This window comes from Streptomyces sp. NPDC058231 (genome assembly GCF_042882275.1).
GTDB lineage: Bacteria > Actinomycetota > Actinomycetes > Streptomycetales > Streptomycetaceae > Streptomyces.
This window is the reverse complement of sequence record NZ_JBHVWN010000030.1, coordinates 1-20924: the sequence shown is the minus strand read 5'-3', so window position 1 is coordinate 20924 and position 20924 is coordinate 1. Positions and strand designations below refer to the sequence as shown.

The 20924-nt window shown below is 71.7% G+C and carries 16 protein-coding genes; 7 read left to right on the top strand and 9 right to left on the bottom strand.

The window, feature by feature from the left end; genetic code table 11:
* Window positions 1–73 precede the first annotated feature (73 nt).
* The 5 genes from ACFVXE_RS20685 to ACFVXE_RS20665 all read right to left on the bottom strand — a co-directional run bounded on the left by ACFVXE_RS20685 (window position 74) and on the right by ACFVXE_RS20665 (window position 6889).
* Window positions 74–1225 (bottom strand): XdhC family protein, encoded by a 1152-nt coding sequence (locus ACFVXE_RS20685; protein WP_389672882.1) that lies wholly within the window; start codon window positions 1223–1225, stop codon window positions 74–76.
* 40 nt (window positions 1226–1265) lie between these two features.
* Window positions 1266–2729, bottom strand: coding sequence for an NCS2 family permease (locus ACFVXE_RS20680; RefSeq protein WP_389672880.1), 1464 nt, complete (start codon window positions 2727–2729; stop codon window positions 1266–1268).
* A 286-nt stretch (window positions 2730–3015) separates the two neighbouring features.
* Window positions 3016–5400: a xanthine dehydrogenase family protein molybdopterin-binding subunit gene (locus ACFVXE_RS20675; RefSeq protein WP_389672878.1), complete on the bottom strand. Its 2385-nt coding sequence runs from the start codon at window positions 5398–5400 to the stop codon at window positions 3016–3018.
* Window positions 5401–5402: 2 nt separating this feature from the next.
* Complete coding sequence (locus tag ACFVXE_RS20670; protein WP_389672876.1) at window positions 5403–5996, bottom strand: (2Fe-2S)-binding protein; 594 nt, start codon at window positions 5994–5996, stop codon at window positions 5403–5405.
* Window positions 5997–5998: 2 nt separating this feature from the next.
* A complete protein-coding gene (locus tag ACFVXE_RS20665; protein ID WP_389672874.1) occupies window positions 5999–6889 on the bottom strand; it encodes an FAD binding domain-containing protein in 891 nt (296 codons plus the stop codon).
* A gap of 259 nt (window positions 6890–7148) precedes the next feature.
* Between ACFVXE_RS20665 and ACFVXE_RS20660 the strand changes: the two genes are divergently transcribed.
* From ACFVXE_RS20660 to ACFVXE_RS20650, 3 genes are all read left to right on the top strand, one after another.
* The gene (locus tag ACFVXE_RS20660; protein WP_389672872.1) at window positions 7149–8897 is read left to right on the top strand and encodes a PucR family transcriptional regulator; all 1749 of its coding nucleotides are present in this window, start codon (window positions 7149–7151) and stop codon (window positions 8895–8897) included.
* Window positions 8898–9049: 152 nt separating this feature from the next.
* Window positions 9050–9835, top strand: coding sequence for a hypothetical protein (locus ACFVXE_RS20655; protein ID WP_389672871.1), 786 nt, complete (start codon window positions 9050–9052; stop codon window positions 9833–9835).
* Between the two features lie 155 nt (window positions 9836–9990).
* Window positions 9991–10326 (top strand): hypothetical protein, encoded by a 336-nt coding sequence (locus ACFVXE_RS20650; protein WP_389672869.1) that lies wholly within the window; start codon window positions 9991–9993, stop codon window positions 10324–10326.
* Window positions 10327–10393: 67 nt separating this feature from the next.
* Here the strand turns inward: ACFVXE_RS20650 and ACFVXE_RS20645 are convergent, their stop codons facing one another.
* Complete coding sequence (locus ACFVXE_RS20645; RefSeq protein WP_389672868.1) at window positions 10394–11188, bottom strand: GntR family transcriptional regulator; 795 nt, start codon at window positions 11186–11188, stop codon at window positions 10394–10396.
* Window positions 11189–11334: 146 nt separating this feature from the next.
* On the opposite strand from ACFVXE_RS20645, the gene ACFVXE_RS20640 reads away from it, so the two are divergent.
* Entirely contained in the window at window positions 11335–12183 is an 849-nt protein-coding gene (locus ACFVXE_RS20640) for a (2Fe-2S)-binding protein (RefSeq protein ID WP_389672867.1), read from the top strand.
* Between the two features lie 190 nt (window positions 12184–12373).
* Window positions 12374–13450 (top strand): DUF2637 domain-containing protein, encoded by a 1077-nt coding sequence (locus ACFVXE_RS20635; RefSeq protein ID WP_389672866.1) that lies wholly within the window; start codon window positions 12374–12376, stop codon window positions 13448–13450.
* 69 nt (window positions 13451–13519) lie between these two features.
* On the opposite strand, the gene ACFVXE_RS20630 is transcribed toward ACFVXE_RS20635, so the two are convergent.
* On the bottom strand, window positions 13520–13918 hold the full coding sequence (locus ACFVXE_RS20630) for an ATP-binding protein (RefSeq protein WP_389672864.1): 399 nt from the start codon (window positions 13916–13918) through the stop codon (window positions 13520–13522).
* Window positions 13919–14158: 240 nt separating this feature from the next.
* Here ACFVXE_RS20630 and ACFVXE_RS20625 point away from each other — a divergent pair, with 240 nt between their 5' ends.
* Entirely contained in the window at window positions 14159–14551 is a 393-nt protein-coding gene (locus ACFVXE_RS20625) for a ribonuclease domain-containing protein (RefSeq protein ID WP_389672863.1), read from the top strand.
* A gap of 336 nt (window positions 14552–14887) precedes the next feature.
* Window positions 14888–18001: an alpha-mannosidase gene (locus tag ACFVXE_RS20620; protein WP_389672861.1), complete on the top strand. Its 3114-nt coding sequence runs from the start codon at window positions 14888–14890 to the stop codon at window positions 17999–18001.
* 24 nt (window positions 18002–18025) lie between these two features.
* Here ACFVXE_RS20620 and ACFVXE_RS20615 read toward each other — a convergent pair whose 3' ends face one another.
* Together ACFVXE_RS20615 and ACFVXE_RS20610 are read right to left on the bottom strand one after the other, a co-directional pair.
* Window positions 18026–19768 (bottom strand): pyruvate dehydrogenase, encoded by a 1743-nt coding sequence (locus tag ACFVXE_RS20615; RefSeq protein WP_389672860.1) that lies wholly within the window; start codon window positions 19766–19768, stop codon window positions 18026–18028.
* 51 nt (window positions 19769–19819) lie between these two features.
* Window positions 19820–20924 (bottom strand): protein phosphatase 2C domain-containing protein (locus ACFVXE_RS20610; RefSeq protein ID WP_389672858.1); only part of this gene is annotated, 1105 nt, incomplete at its 5' end.

Here is a 20924-nt window from a genome sequence, read left to right as displayed (position 1 = left end):
GCCGGACCGTCCGGTCACGCGACGGGTCAAGGGGTGATGACGTGCCGTCGATCCGGCTGTCCGGAGCGGCTGTTCAGGCCACCGAGGAGACGCGGCCGGTCACCCGCCGGCCGCCGTCGTGGTGGATCGGGGTGTGGGCCCCGGTGAGCGGGACGCCGCTGCCGCCGCGCCGGCAGGCGACGATCTCGGCGGCGATGGACAGCGCGGTCTCCTCGGGGGTACGCGCTCCGAGGTCGAGGCCGATCGGCGAGTGGAGCCGGGCCAGTTCGAGCTCGGTGACCCCGACCGCGCGCAGCCGGTCGTTGCGCTCCAGATGGGTGCGGCGCGATCCCATGGCGCCGACGTACGCCACCGGGAGCTTCAGCGCCGCTTCCAGCAGCGGCACGTCGAACTTGGCGTCGTGGGTCAGTACGCACAGGACCGTGCGCGCGTCGACAGCGGTGCTCGCGAGATGGCGGTGCGGCCAGTCGACGACGATCTCGTCGGCGTCGGGGAAGCGGGCCCTCGTCGCGAAGACGGGGCGGGCGTCGCAGACGGTGACGTGATACCCGAGGAACTTGCCGGCCCGGACCAGGGCGGCGGCGAAGTCGACGGCCCCGAAGACGATCATCCGGGGCGGCGGGACGCTCGATTCGACGAGCAGGGAGAGGGGTTGTCCGCAGTGCGAGCCCTCCGCACCGATCGTGGCGGGGCCGGTGCGGCCCGCGTCCAGCATCGCGCGGGCCTCGGCCGCCGCGGCGCGGTCCAGCTCCGGGTGACCGCCGAGGCCGCCCTCGTACGCACCGTCGGGATGCACGAGGAGGGGGCGGCCGAGGAGACCGGCGGGCCCGTCGGTGATCCGCGCGACCGCCGCCGCCCCGCCTCCGGCGGCGGCGGCGAGCGCAGCCGCGAACACCGGGCGTGCGGGGTCGCCCGCACGGACCGGTGTCACCAGGATGTCGATGACTCCGCCGCAGGTCAGACCGACCGCGAAGGCGTCGTCGTCGCTGTAGCCGAACCGCTCCCGCACGGTGGTGCCGTCGTCGAGGGCCTGTCGGCACAGCTCGTACACCGCCCCCTCCACGCACCCGCCGGAGACCGAGCCGATCACCGTGCCGTCCGTGTCGACGGCCAGGGCGGCTCCCGGCTGCCGGGGCGCGCTCCCACCGACCGCCACCACCGTGGCGACGGCGAAGTCGCGTCCCTGCCCGACCCACCGGTGCAACTCGTCGGCGATGTCCAGCATGGCGTGCCTCCTTGGGCGAGGTGTGGAGTGGCGGCCGGGGTCAGTTGACGCCCAGCCAGCTCTCGATCGGATGGAGCGCGTAGTAGACGGTGAAGATCGCCGTCAGCCCCCACATGAGGCCGCCGATCTCGCGGCTCCTGCCCTGGGCCGCCTTGATGGCCACGTAGGAGATGACTCCGGCGGCGACGCCCGGCGTGATGCTGTAGGTGAAGGGCATCAGCACGACGGTGAGGAAGACCGGTACGGCGATCGCGCGGTCGCTCCAGTCCACATGCCTGGCGTTCTGCATCATCATCGCGCCGATGACGACCAGGGCCGCGGAGGCGACCTGGGGCGGGACCATCGCGGTGAGCGGGGTGAAGAAGAGGCAGGCCGCGAAGAACAGTCCGGTGACCACGGAGGCGAGACCGGTCCGTGCGCCTTCGCCGACCCCGGTCGCCGATTCGACGAACACGGTCTGCCCGGAGCCTCCGGCGACACCGCCGATGGCACCCCCGGCGCCGTCGATGAACAGTGCCTTGGACAGGCCCGGCATCCGGCCCCGGTCGTCGGCGAGCTTCGCCTCGGTACCGACACCGATGATCGTGGCCATCGCATCGAAGAAGCCGGCCAGCACCAGGGTGAAGACGATGAAGCCGACGGTCATCGCGCCCACGTCGCCCCAGCCGCCGAACTCGACCTTCCCGAAGAGCGAGAAGTCGGGGGCGGAGACCGCACCACCGTTCAGCTCCGGCGGGGACATGTTCCACGCCTTGGCGTCGAGGCCGGCCACCCGGTGGACGACGACCGCGGTCACGGTGCCGACCACGATGCCGATCAGGATCGCGCCGGGAACGCCCCGGGCCTGCAGCATGAAGATCATCAGGAGCGTGACGCAGAAGATCAGCACGGGCCAGCCGGCGAGCTCACCGCCGGTGCCGAGGGTGACCGGCGGCCCGTTCGGTGCACCCCTGCCGACGAACCCCGCCTTGTAGAGGCCGATCAGGGCGATGAAGAGCCCGATGCCCATGGTGATGCCGTGTTTCAGCGCGAGCGGGATCGCGTCCATGATCAACTCGCGGAGGCCGGTGACCACCAGGAGGCAGATCACCACGCCGTAGATCACGCACATGCCCATCGCCTGCGGCCAGGTCATGGCGGGTGCGACCTGCGACGAGAGGACGCCGGAGACGCTGAGACCGGCCGCGAGCGCCAGCGGCACCTTGCCGACGAACCCCATCAGCAGGGTGGTCGCGGCCGCGGCGAGCGCCGTGGCGGTGATCAGTCCGGGCCGGCTGAGCAGATGCCCTTCGACGTCCTTGCCGCCGAGGACGAGCGGGTTGAGCAGCAGGATGTACGCCATGGCCATGAAGGTCGTGACGCCGCCGCGCACTTCGCGTGCGACGGTGGATCCGCGCTCGGAGATGTGAAAGTACCGGTCGAGCCAGGATCGGCCGGCGGGGATGCGCGAGCCGCGGCCCGCCTCCTCCGCGCTCGTCCTGGGCTCCACTGACTGCTGGGTCATGATGCCTGACTCCCAAGGTTCACAGGGGCACCCGCGATGGAGACTCGTGATGCGGGATTTGGGATGACTGCTTGGCTGCACGACCCGGGGGACGGCCCGAGACGAATGCTCCGCACAGCGTGACTGTGCGGGTACCGCGGTGCCCGGTGCGGCGGCGTCGTGGCCGCCGCCCGGGGTACGGAGCGCCGCGAGCGGTGCGGTACTCCGGCTCTCCGAGCGGTGCGGGCGGCGGAGGTGTGACGTTGCCGGGAGGCATGCACGGCCCGGAGAGTTCGGGGTGAGCCGCTCAGGTGCCGGTGAGGTGCTCGGGGCGCACCGGCGTCCTGTTCAGCTCCAGACCCGTCGCGTTCCTGATCGCCGCGAGAACGGCCGGGGTCGACGACAGGGTCGGGGCCTCACCGACGCCACGGAGCCCGTACGGGGCGTGGTCGTCGGCGAGTTCGAGCACATCGACCGGGATGGCCGGGGTGTCGAGGATGGTGGGGATCAGGTAGTCCGTGAAGGAGGGGTTGCGTACCTTCGCGGTCTTCGGGTCGACGAGGATCTCCTCCATGACGGCGACACCCAGCCCCTGGGTGGTACCGCCCTGGATCTGGCCGACGACCGAGAGCGGGTTGAGCGCCTTGCCGACGTCCTGCGCGCAGGCCAGTTCGATGACCTTGACCAGTCCGAGCTCGGTGTCGACCTCGACGACCGCGCGGTGCGCGGCGAAGGAGTACTGGACATGGCCGTTGCCCTGTCCGGTGCGCAGGTCGAACGCCTCGGTGGGCCGGTGGCGCCACTCCAGCTCGATGTCGACCGCCTCGCCCTCCAGCACATCGACCAGATCGGCGAGCACCTCGCCGCCGTCCGTGACGACCTTGCCGTCCTCGAGGAGCAGCTCGGCGGTGGCCCAGGCGGGATGGTACGTACCGAACTTGCGGCGTCCGATCTCCAGGACCTTCTCGCGGACGGCCTCGCAGGAGTGCTTCACGGCGCCGCCGGTGACGTACGTCTGCCGCGAGGCGGACGTGGACCCGGCCGAGCCGACCTGGGTGTCGGCCGGGTGGATGGTGACCTGGGCGACGCCCAGTTCGGTGCGGGCGATCTGGGCGTGGACGGTGACGCCGCCCTGCCCGACCTCCGCCATCGCGGTGTGCACGGTCGCGACGGGCTCGCCGCCGACGACCTCCATGCGTACGCGCGCCGTCGAGTAGTCGTCGAAGCCCTCGGAGAATCCGACGTTCTTGAGACCGACGGCGTAGCCGACGCCCCGTACGACGCCTTCGCCGTGCGAGGTGTTGGACAGACCGCCGGGCAGCGCCCGTACGTCGGCCTGCTCACCGGCGACCTCCCACTGCCGCTCGGGCGGCAGCGGCCTGGCCTTGACCCGGCGCAGCAGCTCGGCGACCGGGGCGGGCGAGTCGACGGTCTGCCCGGTCGGCAGGAGGGAGCCCTGCTCCATGGCGTTGAGCTGCCTGAACTCGACGGGGTCCATGCCCAGTTCGGCGGCGAGCTTGTCCATCTGCGCCTCGTAGGCGAAGCACGCCTGGACCGCGCCGAAGCCGCGCATGGCGCCGCACGGCGGGTTGTTGGTGTAGAGCGCGATCGCCTCGATGTCGACGTCGTCGACGACGTACGGGCCGACGGAGAGCGAGGAGGCGTTGCCGACGACGGCCGGTGAGGCGGAGGCGTAGGCGCCGCCGTCCAGCACGATGCGGCACCGCATGTGGGTGAGCTTGCCGTCGCGGGTGGCGCCGTGCTCGTACCAGAGCTTCGCGGGGTGGCGGTGGACGTGTCCGAAGAAGGACTCGAAGCGGTTGTAGACGATCTTGACGGGCTTGCCGGTGCGGAGCGCCAGCAGGCAGGCGTGGATCTGCATCGACAGGTCCTCGCGGCCGCCGAAGGCACCGCCGACACCGGAGAGCGTCATGCGGACCTTCTCCTCGGGCAGGCCGAGGACGGGGGCGATCTGGCGGAGGTCGGAGTGCAGCCACTGGGTGGCGACGTACAGGTCGACGCCGCCGTCCTCGGCGGGGACCGCCAGGCCGGACTCGGGGCCGAGGAATGCCTGGTCCTGCATGCCGAAGACGTACTCACCGCTGACGATCACGTCGGCGCGTGCCGCTGCCGCTGCCGCGTCGCCGCGGACGACGGGCTGGCGGTGGACGATGTTCGGGTGCGGGACGTGCCCGGCGTGGTGGTCGCTCCGGCCCTCGTGGACGAGGATCGCGTCGGGGGCGGTGGCGGACGCCTCGTCGGTGATGACGGGCAGCTCGCGGTAGTCGATCCTGATCTTCGCGGCGGCGCGGCGGGCGGTCTCCGGGTGGTCGGCGGCGACCAGCGCCACCGGTTCACCGTGGTGGCGGACCTTGCCGTGGGCGAGGACGGGGGTGTCCTGGATCTCCAGGCCGTAGTGCTTCACCGAGGTGGGCAGGTCGTCGTAGGTGAGTACGGCGTAGACGCCGGAGGTGGCGAGCGCCTCGGAGGTGTCGATCGAGACGATCTCGGCGTGCGCGACCGTGGAGCGCAGTGTGTGGCCCCAGAGCATGTCCTCGTGCCACATGTCCGAGGAGTACGCGAACTCACCGGTGACCTTCAGGATGCCGTCGGGACGGAGTGTGGACTCGCCGACGCCGCCCTTGGTGCGGGTGCCCTGGTTGATGTTCGTGGGGGATCCGGTGACGCCCATCGTCAGATCCTCTCTTCCGCGCGGGCGGCCGCGAGGCGGACCGCGTCGAGGATCTTCTCGTAACCGGTGCAGCGGCAGAGGTTGCCGGAGAGCGCTTCGCGGATGTCCGCGTCGGACGGCTGCGGATTGTGCTCCAGCAGTTCGTCGGCGGCGACCAGCAGACCAGGGGTGCAGAAGCCGCACTGGACGGCCCCGGCGTCGATGAACGCCTGCTGGATCGGCGAGAGTTCACCGGCGTCCCGGGGCTGCCGCCCGGTCGGCCCGGCCTCCCACCGGCGCGCCCGGTCGAGCGAGGTGCCGCAGGCACCGGATGCGCAGCCACTGCCCGGGTGCGCCTCGGCCCGGTGGGCGGCGAAGTCCGCGAGGCCCTCCACGGTGACGACCTCGCGGCCCTCCACCTGCCCGGCGGCGACCAGGCAGGAACAGACCGGGACACCGTCCAGGCGGACCGTGCACGAGCCGCATTCACCCTGCTCGCAGGCGTTCTTCGAACCGGGCAGACCCATCCGCTCACGCAGTACGTAGAGGAGGGACTCGCCCTCCCAGACGTCGTCGGCCTCGTAGCTGCGGCCGTTGACCGTGAAATTGACGCGCATGATCAGGCAGCTCCTTCGGTGCTGCGGCCGTTGCCGCGGTACGACTCCCAGGTCCAGCCGAGGGTGCGGCGGGCCATCACTCCCACCGCGTGCCGGCGGTAGCTCGCGGTGCCGCGCACGTCGTCGATCGGGTTGCAGGCGCCGGCCGCGAGCACGGCGAACTGCGCCGCGACGGACGGCGTGATGACCGTGCGGCTGTCCCAGAAGCCACCCTCTTCGAGAGCGGCGTTCAGAAATTCTTCGGCCGCCTTCGCCCGGACGGGTGTCGGGGCGGCGGAACCGATGCCGGTACGGACCGTGCGGGTCTCCGGGTGGAGCGCCAGGCCGAAGGCGCAGACGGCGATGACCATGGCGTTGCGGGTGCCGACCTTGGAGAACTGCTGCGGTCCGTCGGCCTTCTTGATGTGCACGGCCCGGATCAGCTCGTCCGGTTCGAGGGCGTTGCGCTTGACCCCGGTGTAGAAGGAGTCGATCGGGATCATCCGGGTGCCGCGTACGGACTCGGCCTCGACCTCGGCGCCCGCGGCGAGCAGCGCCGGGTGCGCGTCTCCGGCGGGTGACGCGGTGCCCAGGTTGCCGCCGACGCCGCCGCGGTTGCGGATCTGCGGGGACGCGACGGTGTGCGAGGCGAGCGCCAGACCGGGCAGCTCGGCCCGCAGGTGCTCCATGATGCGGCTGTACGGCACGGAGGCGCCGAGCCGCACGTTCTCCTGGCCCACCTCCCACTCGGACAGCTCACCGATGCGGTTCAGGTCCAGCAGGTACTCGGGGCGCCGGTGGTCGAAGTTGATCTCGACCATCACATCCGTGCCGCCCGCGATGGGCACGGCCGTCGGGTGCTCGGCCTTGGCGGCGAGCGCCTCCTCCCAGCAGGCGGGGCGAAGGAAGTCCATGAGTGGCTCTCTTCTTCTCATTCGGTCGTTCGCTGGGGGCTGGGGACGGCCGGCCCTCGACTGGTTGTTCATCTGCTGTTGACGTGGTGTGTGGCCCAGTACACAACCGGGACCCGTCCCGGTGCAGTCACCGAAACAATGAAGGAGTTGGCTGGTCCCGGTTCTTGTCTTGTAGATTCGAACGAATGGCGGGGATCAGTAACCTCACCGCAATACCCAGTTTTCACCCGCACCAACGAAAGAGATCGGCGGCGACGAGATGCGGCTGCGCGCACTGCTGGAGACCGACGCGCTGGGCCTGCGGCTGCTCGGTGGCGAGGACGAGCTGGACCGGTCCGTCCGCGGCGTGATGACCACCGACCTGCGGGACCCGAGCCGGTATCTGACCGGCGGCGAGCTGGTCCTGACGGGCCTGGCCTGGCGCCGGGACACGGCGGACTCGGAGCCGTTCGTGCAGATCCTGGCGGTCGCCGGGGTCGCCGGGCTCGCGGCGGGCGAGGCGGAGCTCGGCGACATCCCCGACGATCTGGTCGAGGCGTGCGAACGGCACAGGCTGCCACTCTTCGCCGTCCACGAGACCGTCGCATTCGCGACGATCACCGAGCATGTGGTGCGCCAGGTCTCGGGGGAGCGTGCGGGCGACCTGGCGGCGGTCGTGGACCGGCACCGCAGGCTGATGACCTCGGGCCCGGCCGGCGGCGGCCCGGAGGTGGTGCTCGACCTGCTCGGCTCCGATCTCGACCTGCACGCCTGGGTGCTCTCGCCCACCGGCCGGCAGATCGCGGGCGCCGGTGCGCCGCTGCCCGGCCGGGTCGGCGCGACGCTGGCGGGTCACCATCTGGCCGCGACCCGCGCCGGACGCCGTGCCCCGCACCGCGCCACGGTCGACGGCACCGCTTATTCGCTGTTCCCGATCCGGAACATCGGCCGGGGTGCGGCACCGGCCTCCCGCGATGTCCGTGAGTCGGTGCTCTCCGACTGGCTGCTCGCCGTCGAGGCCGACGCGGGCGACTGGCCCACCGCCCGGCTGGACCTGCTCCAGGGGGTCACCCAGCTGATCGCGGTCGAACGGGACCGGCGCGACGCCGCCCGCACGGTACGCCGCAGGCTCGCCCAGGAAGTGCTGGAACTGGTCCAGACCGGTGCCCCGCCCACCGAGATCGCGGCCAGGCTGCGGGTCGCCGTTCCGGTCCTGCTGCCCGGTCTCGGCAGCGCCCCGCACTGGCAGGTCGTCGTGGCCCGGGTCGAGTGGGACGCGGAGCCCGGGGAGACCCCGGCCGTGAAGGGCGGCTCCCTCGCCGGTGGTCCGATCGCCCAGGCGCTGCTGGAGGAGATCCTCGTCGATCCGCTGGTCGCCGGTCCGGACTCCGCCGACCGGATCGCGGTGGCGCACACGGACGACGAGGCCATCGCCCTCGTACCGCTGCCCGCACTCACCGCACCCCTGCCGGACTCCACGGCTGCCGAGGGACCGGACGCTGCGGACGGGGCGCCGGCCACCGGCGAGGGACCCTCGCTGCACGCCGACGCGCTGCTCGCCGCCGTCCGCGAACCGCTCTCCGCGGGCCTGGCGGGCGACGGCCGCCTGACACTGGGTGTCAGCGCCGCCGTGCACTCTCCCGAGGGGCTGCGCGGCGCCCTGGAGGAGGCACGGCACGCACGCCGGGTGGCGGCCGCACGTCCCGGCCGGGTCTGCGCGGCAGGCCACCACGAACTGGCCTCGCACGTCCTGCTGCTGCCCTTCGTCCCCGACGACGTGCGACGCGCGTTCACCGCACGGCTGCTCGACCCGCTGCGCGACTACGACCGGCGCCATCGCGCCGAGCTGATCCCGACGCTGGAAGCGTTCCTGGACTGCGACGGTTCCTGGACCCGCTGCGCGGCCCGGCTGCATCTGCACGTCAACACATTGCGCTACCGGGTCGGGCGAATCGAGCAGTTGACGGGACGTGACCTTTCGCGCCTCGAGGACAAGCTCGATTTCTTCCTGGCCCTGCGTATGAGCTGACTCGCCGGGCCTACCACAGCCCTGGCCGCGGCCGGTCGATTGTGAATTCATTCACCTGACCCCTTGGCCCGGCGTGCCAATCCGTGCTGAGATGCGGCCAGACTCAACAGCTCAATGGCGCGCTCGGGGAGGGCAATGTGGCGCATACCGCCATGTCTGGTTCCGGAACGACAGCAGATGACGATCCGCCGCTCCAGACCGCGGTATGGCGGCTGCGGTCACGCGCCTGCTGGACGGATGCCGCCGCACTGCTCGAACACGACGCGGTCACCGATCCGGCCGCGGCCCTCCAGCGGACGGCGCTGCTGACCGAGCGGTGTCTCTACACCGGTCAGGGCTGGACCGACGCCGAGGACGCCCTGCGCACGGCCGAGGCGCTCGCCCACGACGACGCCGAGCGCGGCGCCGCGGCCTGCGAACGCGGTCATCTGGCGTACGCGTCGACCCTTCTCGGGGTACGGGACCGGGCCGACGAGGCCCGGGTCGCGCTGAGCCGCTCCGCGGCCCTGCTCTCCCCCTCCGCTCCGGGCCGTCCACTGCTGGACTTCCGCCGTGGCCTGATCGCGCAGAACATCGCCGACTCGCCGCAGGCCGCCCGCGCCGCATACCGCAGGGCACACGCCGGCGCCACGGCCCAGGGGGACGAGCTGCTGCTCTCGTCGACCTGGCGCCATCTGGCACTGCTCTCGCTGCGCGAGGGCGAACTGGCCGAGGCCCGGCACGGGTTCGCGGAATCGCTGCGGATAAGGGAGGAGCTGGGCTACCTGGTCGGTACCGCCCCGGCCCTCATCGCCCTGGCGGACGCCGAACCGGAACCGGAGGCGGCGGCACGGCTGCGCGCCGAGGCCGGGCGGCTCTTCCGGCTCCTGGGCGGAGTGCCCACCTGGCTGGCGCCGCACCTGGAGCCGCCCGCGCCGGGGACGGCCGCGGCGAACTGAGCCGCCCCACCGCCGAGGACCGTCAGGTGCGGTCCTCGGCCGGGTCGCCGGGCTTCCAGCCCGCGTCGCTCCACTCGGGGGTCGGCGTCGGACGCGGCGGAGCGGGCGGCGGGTTCGGGCCGTGGTAGGGGTTCTGCGGTACCGCGGCGGCGGGTTTGCCGTTCTGCCCGCTGCTGTCGCGCCGGGGCGGCGTGATCGGGGACTTCGGCGGTGCCGTCTTCCTCGTCGGCGGCACGGAGACGGCGGCCGGGGCGGAGGCGGACGGATCCGCTGAGTGCGTCGGCGGCGTGGCGGAGGCCGAGGGGGTCCTGCTCGGGCTCGCGCCCGGTGAAGGGGGCGCGGCCGCGGGCGTCCTGGAAGGATTCCCGGTGGAGCCGCCGGACCCGGAACCGGAACAGCCGGTCACCGCCAGGCCCGGCACCAGCACCGTCACCAGCAGCGCGGCCGTCGGCCACGGCCCGCGGTTCCGTACCATTGCGCCCCCGAAATGATCACGTGATGGGAGACACAGGCTACCCGCGGCGGCCCGTGACCACTGCGGCGGCCCCGGCCGCGAAATCAGCGGTCCGCGCCGGCGAAGTGTTCCCGTACGAGCGACTGCACGACGGCGAGATCCTGGGCGATCAGCGCGTCGAGAAGGGCCGCGTGCTCCGCGGCGTCTGCGAGCAGGTCGGCCCGGCGGGTGGCCGGGGCGTTCCTCAGTGGCCACTGGGAGCGCCGGTGCAGGTCGTCGGCGACCGTCACCAGCTGCTGGTTGCCGGAGAGGGCGAGGACCGCGCGGTGGAACGCCCGGTCGCACTCGGCGTAGCTCGCCCGGTCACCCACCGCGGCCGCCGCCACCGTGGCGTCGGCCAGCGGCCGCAGACCGCACCAGCGGGCCTGGTCCACGGTGCGGGCCAGCCGCAGCATGACGGGCACCTCGATCAGGGCACGCACCTCGGCCAGCTCGGCGAGCTCGTTCGGACCGCGCTCGGCGACCCGGAAGCCCCGGTTCGGCACGACCTCGACGGCACCCTCGACCGCCAGCTGCTGCATCGCTTCGCGTACCGGTGTCGCCGACACACCGAAATCGGCGCCGAGCGCAGGGGCGGAGTACACCTGCCCCGGCACCAGGTCGCCGTCGACCAGTGCGGCGCGCAGGGCGTCCAGTATCTGGCCGCGCACGGAGTGCCGCTGCACCACGACGCGGGGCGCAGGCGGCTCGCTGTGGGTGTGCTCGCCCCGTACCGGCTCGGCGGACGCGCCCCGGGCCTGCTCCGGAACCCTGCCGGACGGTACCGACGACCGGGCGGCCGCGGATGCGGCGGACGCGTACGACGCCCGCACCTGCTCGCGCGCTCTGCCCTGCTCCACCCTGACCTCCTCGGCCTGCCGTGGGCGCGGCTCACGTGCGCCATGCCCCTTGTGCACGATAGGCGGAGGAGGCCGCAGTTCAAACACCGATCCGGTCGGATAAGGTAAGGCTTACCTGCAAACGATCGTGATTCGGTGGTCCCTGCATGACCCTGCCTGCCCTGCTCCCCGGCACATCCGCGTCCGCCGTGGCGGACGCGTACGCCCGCCTGGCGGAGGTATTCCCAGGGCTGCGTGCCGAGGTCCTCCGGTGGGACGAGCCGACGCCGTCCGGCCCCGGCTGGGTGGGCGCGGACGAGCTCGCCGCCGGCGGCGACGCGCTGGACGGTTTTCTGGCCTGGGACGACGAACAGGTGCTGCGGGACTACGGACAGCAGGCCCGCCCGGACGTGGTCGCCAGCTTCGGATTCCATCGGTACGCATGGCCCGCCTGCCTGCTGGTGACGGTGCCGTGGTTCCTGCACCGCCGGGTGCCGAGGATTCCCGCCGGGGACGTCGCCTTCCAGCGCGCCCTGGGCCATCTGACCGTACGGGTACGGGAGTTCGCCTGCCTGCCGGACGATCCGGCGGCCGGCCTGCCGGGCGCGCGGGTGGTGGCGGACGAGTCCGCGCTGCGGTCCGAGGTGCTGGCGTCGGTGGCCGAACACATCGGGTCGGTGCTCGACGGCTTCGGACCCCGGATGCGGCGCGGCAGGCGGGCGCTGTGGGGCATGGCGACGGACGAGATCGTCGAAGGCCTCTGGTACGTCGCCCATCTGCTGGGCGAGGAGCGGCGCGCGATGGCGGAGCTGGAGGCGCTGCTGCCGGGGACCACGAAGCCGTACGTCGGCACGGCGGGCTTCCGTGAGCTGACCGGTCCGGACGGGGAGCCGCTGCCCACCCGCGACCGGGCCAGCTGCTGCCTCTTCTACACCCTGCGCCCCGAGGACACCTGCGTCACCTGCCCGCGCACCTGCGACGCGGACCGGGTGCGGAAACTCTCCGCCGTCCACTGATCCACACCACTCGCGGGAGTGACGGCATTCGAACATGCCTCCATTCCCGAATAGTGCATTCGACTAAATCTCGCGCATCCGTACAACAGGCCACCCCAATCGCGTTCTCTTGCCGCAAAAACCTCTGGGCGCGGTGCCACTTCCGCGACGATGGCGCCCGAAACCCCCTACGCGATGCAAGGGACCGCGCATGAGACTGACCGACATATCGCTGAACTGGCTCCTGCCGAGCGTTGTGCTGCTCGTGGGGGCCATGGCGGCGGTGGCGATGGTCGCACGCGGCAAGCGCGCCGCCGAGAAGTCCGCGGCCGACGACAGCTGGGAACGCAGCGAGGACCGGCGCAGGCGCAAGGAGGCGCTCTACGCCACCGCCTCCTACGTGCTGCTGTTCTGCTGTGCGGCGGTGGCCGCCGCGCTCTCCTTCCACGGACTGGTCGGCTTCGGCCGGCAGAATCTCGGGCTCTCCGGGGGCTGGGAGTACCTCGTCCCGTTCGGCCTCGACGGGGCGGCGATGTTCTGTTCCGTGCTCGCGGTGCGTGAGGCGAGCCACGGTGACGCGGCACTCGGCTCACGGCTGCTGGTGTGGACGTTCGCCGGTGCGGCGGCCTGGTTCAACTGGGTGCACGCGCCGCGCGGCATCGATCACGCCGGCGCCCCGCACTTCTTCGCGGGGATGTCGCTCTCGGCGGCGGTGCTGTTCGACCGTGCGCTGAAGCAGACCCGTCGGGCGGCGCTGCGCGAACAGGGCCTGGTGCCGCGGCCGTTGCCGCAGATCCGGATCGTCCGGTGGCTGCGCGCACCCCGCGAGACCTTCGGCGCCTGGTCGCTGATGCTCCTCGAAGGTGTGAGGACGCTGGACGAGGCGGTCGACGAGGTGCGCGAGGACCGGCGGGAGAAGGAGACCAACCGTCTGCGCCGGAGGGACCAGGAGAAGCTGGACCGGGCCCACATCAAGGCCCTGAACCGGCAGAACCGGGCCTGGGGCCGGGTCGGCCGGGGCGGCACCCAGGTCGACGTACAGACCATCGCCCCGGCGGCGGGCTCCCAGTCCGTCGTGGAGCCCGCCATATCCGAGCCGGGACAACTGCCCCTGAGGCCTCGGCCGTCCCTGCAGGCCGTGAGCGACACGAGCTCGAACGGAGCCCCGGACCGGACCGCGGCTGACGCGAGGACCGTCGACCTCACGGCCGAGGACGACACCCAGGCCCTGCCCCGGCTCGACTCGCTGGAGCAGAAACTCAAGGATCTGGAGCAGCAGTTCGGCTGACCGGACCGGTCGGTCCGGACATCGGGCCGCCATGCCGCCGCTCGAACGGATCGGGCGGCGGAAGGGCTCTCACAGCCTTTCGCCGTCCAGCTCGAACCAGACCACCTTGCCGAGCGCCTGTGCCGTCACCCCCCAGGTGTCCGCGAGAGCCCGCACCAGGACCAGCCCCCGGCCGTGCGTACCGTCGTCGGCGTCCGGTACATACGGCATGGGCAGCCCGGTGACGAAGTCCCGGACCTCGACGCGCAGCATCATCGGCGTCACGTTGACCGTGACGACCGCACCGTGGTCCGTGTGAACCAGTGCGTTGGTCACCAGCTCGCTGAGCAGGAGTTCCGCCACCTCGGCCGAATCCCCCCGCCATCGGTACCGTAGGAACTCCCGTAGCGCACAGCGCACTTCCGCCACTGCCGCCAGATCGGTCCGGGCCAGTCTGCGGCGCAGCTGAACATGCTCCTGACGCTCCATCGTTTCCCCCGCGTGCACAGTGAATCGCCCCCTTCGCGTCGAACGCCTTCACGGGATGCATGCCCCGCACGCGGGATGTCACGCTTGTCGACTCATCAATATGCGCATACGGGAGCACGCAGGACACTCCGTACCCACGGGCACCCGGCCGACACCTTCACGTCGGCCGTGTTAACTTCCAAAAAATTCACATGAGTTGCCGTTGACGCGGCCATGTCTACGCGCGTCATCATGGTGGGCATGCGAATCCCCCCACGGATCACCATGCTCGGCGGCGCCGCCGCCCTCCTGTCCGCCCTCCTCGTCGGCGGCCCGGTCACCACGACGGCCACCGCCGCCGCCCAGTTGGTCGGCAGCATCTGCTACTCGGCCCTGCCGGCCCAGGCACACGACACCCTCGACCTCATCGATGCGGGCGGCCCCTTCCCGTATTCGCAGGACGGCGTCGTCTTCCAGAACCGCGAGGGCGTGCTGCCCAGTGAGAGCACCGGCTACTACCACGAGTACACGGTCATCACTCCCGGCTCACCGACCCGCGGAGCACGCAGGATCGTCACGGGCGAAGCGAGCCAGGAGGACTACTACACCGCCGACCACTACGTGACGTTCGACCTCGTCGACTTCGGCTGCTGACCCCCGAGCGTCCTGCCGGGCCCCGGCAGGACGGCACCCTCCGGTCCGATCCGCGCCGTAGCCCCCCACCTGCGGCGCGGGTCCCCGGACCGCCGGGAGGACGCCCTGCGGCCGACGGAGCGTGCGTCCGCCCGGACTGCCCGGGAACCACCGCCGCCGCGGCGCCTCCCCCAGGGGCCGGACGCCATCCGGAATCCCTTGCCCGGCGGCGGGCCACCCGGGCGCCCCCGTTCCGGCACGCACCGCGGTACATCGTCGTCCGCCAGGGGTGCCCCACGCGTCACCGGGGAAGTGGAGCCATGAACGCCCCGCGACCGCCGACCCGGAGGAGCCGTGATGCACGACGACCGCACGCTGGTGGAGGGACGCCTGGAGCGGGCCCTCCAGCAGTTCATCCGCCCCGCCCAGTACGCCGACCGGCGCCCGGTCACCCTGTCCGTCTGGCACGCCCCGGGCGAGCCGGTGCCCGTGGCCGAAGCGCTGAAGGGGACGTACGAGCCGTTCGAGACCGGCACCGAGTGGGGCAGCCCCTGGTCGACCAGCTGGTTCCGGCTGGAGGGCACCGTGCCCGAGGAGTGGGCGGGGCGCCCCGTCGAAGTGGTCCTCGATCCGGGTTTCTCCGGGCAGGGGCCGGGGTTCCAGGCCGAGGGAATGCTGTACGACGCCGAGGGTGTGCCGCTCAAGGGTATCCATCCGCGCAATCGCCATCTGACGATCGCAAGCGCAGCGGCCGGCGGCGAGCCCGTCTCGCTGCTGCTGGAGGCGGCGGCCAACCCGGCCGTTCTGGAGCACGGCTTCGAGCCGACTGCGCTCGGTGACATCCTGACGGCGGGTGACCGCCCGCTCTACCGGTTCGCCTCCGCGGATCTCGCGGTACCGGACCTGGAGGTCTGGCATCTCGTCCTGGACATCGAGGTGTTGTCCGAGCTCATGCACGAGCTGCCCGCCGACCGGTCGCGCCGCCACGAGATCCTGCGGGCCCTGGAACGGATGCTCGACGCGCTCGATCTGCACGATGTCGCGGGCACGGCGACGGCGGGCCGGGCGGAGCTCGCCGAAGCGCTCTCCCGTCCGGCGTCGGCGAGCGCGCACCGGATCTCCGCCGCCGGTCATGCGCACATCGACTCGGCCTGGCTGTGGCCGCTGCGCGAGACGGTACGGAAGGCATCGCGCACCTTCGCCAATGTCACCGCGCTCGCCCAGGACTATCCGGAGCTGGTCTTCGCCTGTTCACAGGCGCAGCAGTACGCCTGGGTGCGTGACCATCAGCCGCACATCTGGGAGCGGATCAAGAAGGCGGTGGCGGACGGGCAGTGGGCCCCGGTCGGCTCGATGTGGGTCGAGTCCGATGCCAACATGCCGGGCGGCGAGGCCCTGGCCCGGCAGATCGTCCACGGAAAGAGGTTCTTCCAGGAGGAGCTGGGCGTGGACACGGAGGAGATCTGGCTGCCGGACTCCTTCGGCTACACGGCGGCCTTCCCCCAGCTGGCCGAACTGGCCGGGGTCAAGTGGTTCCTGACGCAGAAGCTGTCCTGGAACCAGACGAACAAGATGCCGCACCACACCTTCTGGTGGGAGGGGATCGACGGCACCAGGGTCTTCACCCACTTCCCGCCCGTCGACACGTACAACGCCCAGTTCCACGCACGTGAACTCGCCCACGCGGAGAAGAACTTCGCCGACAAGGGCCGCGCGAGCCGCTCGCTGGTGCCGTTCGGCTGGGGCGACGGCGGCGGCGGTCCCACCCGCGAGATGCTGGAGAAGGCGCGCCGGCTCCGTGATCTGGAGGGCTCGCCGCGGGTCGAGATCGAGAAGCCTTCGGCGTTCTTCGCGGCTGCCCAGGAGGAGTACGGGGAGCAGGCGCCGGTCTGGTCCGGTGAGCTGTATCTGGAACTCCACCGGGCGACGTACACCACGCAGGCCAAGACCAAGCAGGGCAACCGCCGCAGCGAACACCTTCTCCGCGAGGCCGAGTTGTGGGCGACGACGGCGGCGCTCCGGGCACCCGGGTACGCCTATCCGTACGAGACGCTCGACCGGGTGTGGAAGACGGTACTGCTGCATCAGTTCCACGACATCCTGCCGGGTTCGTCGATCGCGTGGGTGCACCGCGAGGCCCGTGACACGTACGAGCAGGTGAAGGCGGAGCTGGCGGACGTGGTGGCCGACGCGGTGACCGCACTGGGCGCCGCGGAAGGGCTGGTGGCCCTCAACTCCAGCCCGTATGACCGCCGTCAGGTGCTGGAACTGGACGCGGAGGCCGGTGGGGTGCTGCCTTCCGGCGCTCGTGTGCAGCAATTGGACGATGCGCACACGGCGGTTCTCGCCGAGGCGCCGGGCCTGGGCGCTGGGCTGCTCAGTGGGGCGGCGGTGCCGGAACAGGAGGTCACGGCGGACCGCGCGGCGGACGAGGGGTTCGTCCTCGACAACGGGCTGCTGCGGGTCGCCGTCGACCGCGACGGGCTGATCTCGGCCGTCCGCGACCTCGTCGCGGGCCGCGAGGTCCTCGCCCCCGGACACCGGGCCAATCTGCTCCAGCTGCACCCGGACCACCCCAACCACTGGGACGCCTGGGACATCGACCGGCACTACCGCCGTACCCGTACCGATCTGACCGGGGCCGATTCGGTCGAGCTGATCGAGGAGGGGCCGCTGCGGGCCGCCGTACGGGTCGTCCGGTCGTTCGGGAGGTCGCGGATCGTGCAGGAGCTCAGGCTGGCGGCGGAGAGCCGGCAGATCGACATCGTCACCGAGGTGGACTGGCAGGAGTCGGAGAAGGTTCTCAAGGCCGCGTTCCCGCTCGATGTACACGCCGAACGGTCCACGTCCGAGATCCAGTTCGGGCACGTCCACCGCCCCACGCACGACAACACCGGCTGGGACGCGGCGCGTTTCGAGATCTGCGCGCACCGCTGGCTCCGGGTCGCCGAGCCGGGGTACGGGATCGCGGTGCTCAACGACTCGACGTACGGGCACGATGTGACCCGGACCCCGCACGCGGCAGGCCTGGCCACTACCGTACGGCTGACGCTGCTGCGCGCGCCGCACAGCCCGGACCCGGAGACGGACCTTGGCCTGCACCGGTTCCGTTACGCGCTGGCGCCCGGCGCGGACGTCACGGACGCGGTGCGCGAGGGGCTCGCGCTCAATCTGCCGCTGCGTGCGGCGGTGGCCCCGTCGGTGCCGTCACTGGTCACCACCGGGCATCCGGGGGTGACCGTCGAATCGGTGAAGCTCGCCGAGGACCGCAGCGGCGATGTGATCGTGCGGCTGTACGAGTCGGCGGGCGGACGGGCGGAGGCCACGCTCCAGGTCGGCTTCCCCGTCACGCGGGCACAGATCACCGACCTGCTGGAGCGGCCGCTGCGCGCCGCGACGGCCGACGAGCACGGTCTCGCGCTGGCGCTCCGTCCGTTCCAGATCCTGACGGTGCGCCTGACCCCCGCGTGACCGGTCGCCCCGCCGCTGAACCGTTCAGGGGCGGGGCACGTTCCGCAGGTTGGAACGGGCCATCTGGACCATCCGGCCCACTCCCCCGTCCAGCACGATCTTGGACGCGGAGAGGGCGAACCCGGTCACCATCTCCGCGCTGATCTTCGGCGGGATGGAGAGCGCGTTGGGGTCGGTGACGATGTCGACCAGTGCCGGGCCCTTGTGCTTGAAGGCGTCCTTGAGGGCGCCTTCGAGCTGCTTGGGCTTCTCGACCCGGACGCCGTAGGCCCCGGCCGCCCGGGCGACGGCCGCGAAGTCCGGGTTCTTGTTGGTCGTGCCGAACGAGGGCAGCCCCGCTACCAGCATCTCCAGTTCGACCATGGAGAGCGCGGAGTTGTTGAACAGGACCACCTTCACCGGCAGGTCGTACTGGACGAGGGTCAGGAAGTCCCCCATCAGCATGGTGAATCCGCCGTCCCCGGACATCGACACGACCTGCCGGTTCCGGTCGACGAACTGGGCGCCGATGGCCTGCGGGAGCGCGTTGGCCATCGAGCCGTGGCTGAACGAACCGATCACCCGGCGCTTGCCGTTGGGGGTGAGATAGCGGGCCGCCCAGACATTGCACATGCCGGTGTCCACGGTGAACACCGTGTCGTCGTCCGCCAGTTCGTCGAGCACAGCGGCGACGTACTCCGGGTGGATCGGGACGTGCTTCTCGACCTTGCGGGTGTACGCCTTGACCACGCCCTCCAGGGCGTCGGCGTGTTTCTTCAGCATCCGGTCGAGGAACTTGCGGTCCGTCTTCGCCCTCACCCGCGGTGTCAGGCAGCGCAACGTCTCGCGGACATCACCCCAGATCGCCAGGTCCAGCTTGGAACGGCGGCCCAGGTGCTCCGGGCGCACATCGACCTGGACGATCTTCACATCGGTGGGGAGGAAGGCGTTGTACGGGAAGTCGGTGCCGAGCAGGATCAGCAGATCGCACTCGTGGGTGGCTTCGTAGGCGGCGCCGTAACCGAGCAGTCCGCTCATCCCGACGTCGTACGGGTTGTCGTACTGGATCCACTCCTTGCCGCGCAGCGCGTGCCCGACCGGGGCCTTCACGCGTTCGGCGAACTCCATGACCTCGGCGTGGGCGCCGGCCGTGCCGCTGCCGCAGAACAGCGTCACGCGTTTCGCCTCGTCGACCATGCGGCAGAGTTTCTCGATCTCCGCGTCGCCGGGCCGGACCGTCGGCCGCGAGGTGACCAGGGCGTGCTCGACCGACTTCTCCGGCGCGGGCTGGGAGGCGATGTCGCCCGGCATCGACACGACGCTGACCCCGCCTCGCCCGATCGCGTGCTGGATCGCCGTCTGGAGCAGCCGCGGCATCTGCTGCGGGTTGGAGATCATCTCGTTGTAGTGGCTGCACTCCTGGAAGAGCAGCTCCGGATGGGTCTCCTGGAAGTAGCCGAGACCGATCTCGCTCGAAGGGATGTGCGAGGCGAGGGCGAGGACCGGTGCCATCGAGCGGTGGGCGTCGTAGAGGCCGTTGATGAGGTGCAGATTGCCCGGGCCGCAGGAGCCGGCACAGGCCGCGAGGGAGCCGGTGATCTGGGCCTCGGCGCCGGCGGCGAACGCCGCGGTCTCCTCGTGCCTGACCTGGATCCAGTCGATGGCCGCGTTGCGCCGAATGGCGTCCACGACCGGGTTGAGGCTGTCGCCGACGACCCCGTACATGCGCTTGACGCCCGCCCGGACGAGGATGTCGACGAACTGCTCCGACAGGTTCTGCTTGGCCATGGGTGCGTATCCTCTCCGCGCTAGGAGTCCATCAACCCATGGCACGCGCGGTTACGCCTCCCAGACGCCGACGCCCGTACGGTCGTCGGCGTACCCCTTCAGTCTGAGCTGGGTGTCGACGAGAAACGCGGCCAGGCCGGGCGGTTCCGGGGGCGTCCAGCGTCCGGCGAGCTCGTCGGCGAAGGCGGGCTCGGCGCGCATCGGCTCGGCGAGCCCGGTGCTGCACAGCAGCAGCGTGTCCCCCGGGCGGGCCACCGAGGCCCGGAAGAGGAACGGCTCGGCGGGCGGCGGGGGCGGGCTCTCGACGTACGGCGACGCCGGTGTCGTGATGCCCAGGTCCATGGTCAGCCGGTCACCGCCGGGCTCGCTCTCGGGGGGAGCCGATCCGAATCCGACGACGGCCTCGCCGGTGACGGCCGTGGGCTTCGGCACCTCGGGTTCGAGGTCCTGCCAGGCGCCGTCACGCAGCCGGAAGAGCCCCCCGGGGCCCACCCCGAAGAAGACCCGGGTGCGGCAGGCGGGGTCGGCTGACAGCAGCAGGCAGCGCAGACCGGCGGTGTACTCCTCCGGTTCGAGGCCCAGTTCGGCCGCGCGGGCGCGGAGTCTGCCGTAACTGCGGTCGGTGAGGCGGTGCAGCCCTGATTTGAGGTCGCCGCGGCGGCCGGCCCGTATGTCCTCGGAGAGCCTGCCGTGGCTGCGGCCGACCGCTCCGCCGATCCAGCGGCAGACGTCGGCGGCCGCGAGGTGCGCGCCCGCGGTGGCACGGGCTCCGGCGGCGACGGCGACCAGCACGAGGGCGTCCTCGGCCGCGCCGAACCGCACGGTGAGCAGGACGTCGCGCCGGGGCTCGCCCCGGAACCGGGCCGAGTCCCCGCGTACGGATGCGGCGCGCAGGGTGTACGTCCCGTACCGGGCGCCGTCGAGCACGGTGTCGGCGACGACGTTGTCCAGTTCCTGGGCGACGGTGGCGGGGAGGGCGGTGGGTTCGGCGTCGTAGGTGGGCGGCCGGTCACCGACGTACGGAAGTCCGATACGGACCGCGGGTGCGGGAACGGCCGGCGGCGGGCCGGGGTGTTCGGTCCGGGATTCCTCCGCCCGGACGGCGGCCGGCCGGCGCGGCAGCGGCGGTGCGGTGGGCGGGGGCGCGGTGGGCGGG

Bases quoted from the DNA above. Each gene is read 5' to 3' on its own strand.
- ACFVXE_RS20670 (WP_389672876.1), bottom strand. From the start codon at position 5,996: ATGCGCGTCAATTTCACGGTCAACGGCCGCAGCTACGAGGCCGACGAC.
- ACFVXE_RS20640 (WP_389672867.1), top strand. From the start codon at position 11,335: ATGACCCTGCCTGCCCTGCTCCCCGGCACATCCGCGTCCGCCGTGGCG.
- ACFVXE_RS20635 (WP_389672866.1), top strand. From the start codon at position 12,374: ATGAGACTGACCGACATATCGCTGAACTGGCTCCTGCCGAGCGTTGTG.
- ACFVXE_RS20620 (WP_389672861.1), top strand. From the start codon at position 14,888: ATGCACGACGACCGCACGCTGGTGGAGGGACGCCTGGAGCGGGCCCTC.
- ACFVXE_RS20675 (WP_389672878.1), bottom strand. From the start codon at position 5,400: ATGGGCGTCACCGGATCCCCCACGAACATCAACCAGGGCACCCGCACC.
- ACFVXE_RS20660 (WP_389672872.1), top strand. From the start codon at position 7,149: ATGCGGCTGCGCGCACTGCTGGAGACCGACGCGCTGGGCCTGCGGCTG.
- ACFVXE_RS20655 (WP_389672871.1), top strand. From the start codon at position 9,050: ATGTCTGGTTCCGGAACGACAGCAGATGACGATCCGCCGCTCCAGACC.
- ACFVXE_RS20630 (WP_389672864.1), bottom strand. From the start codon at position 13,918: ATGGAGCGTCAGGAGCATGTTCAGCTGCGCCGCAGACTGGCCCGGACC.
- ACFVXE_RS20665 (WP_389672874.1), bottom strand. From the start codon at position 6,889: ATGGACTTCCTTCGCCCCGCCTGCTGGGAGGAGGCGCTCGCCGCCAAG.
- ACFVXE_RS20615 (WP_389672860.1), bottom strand. From the start codon at position 19,768: ATGGCCAAGCAGAACCTGTCGGAGCAGTTCGTCGACATCCTCGTCCGG.
- ACFVXE_RS20625 (WP_389672863.1), top strand. From the start codon at position 14,159: ATGCGAATCCCCCCACGGATCACCATGCTCGGCGGCGCCGCCGCCCTC.
- ACFVXE_RS20680 (WP_389672880.1), bottom strand. From the start codon at position 2,729: ATGACCCAGCAGTCAGTGGAGCCCAGGACGAGCGCGGAGGAGGCGGGC.
- ACFVXE_RS20685 (WP_389672882.1), bottom strand. From the start codon at position 1,225: ATGCTGGACATCGCCGACGAGTTGCACCGGTGGGTCGGGCAGGGACGC.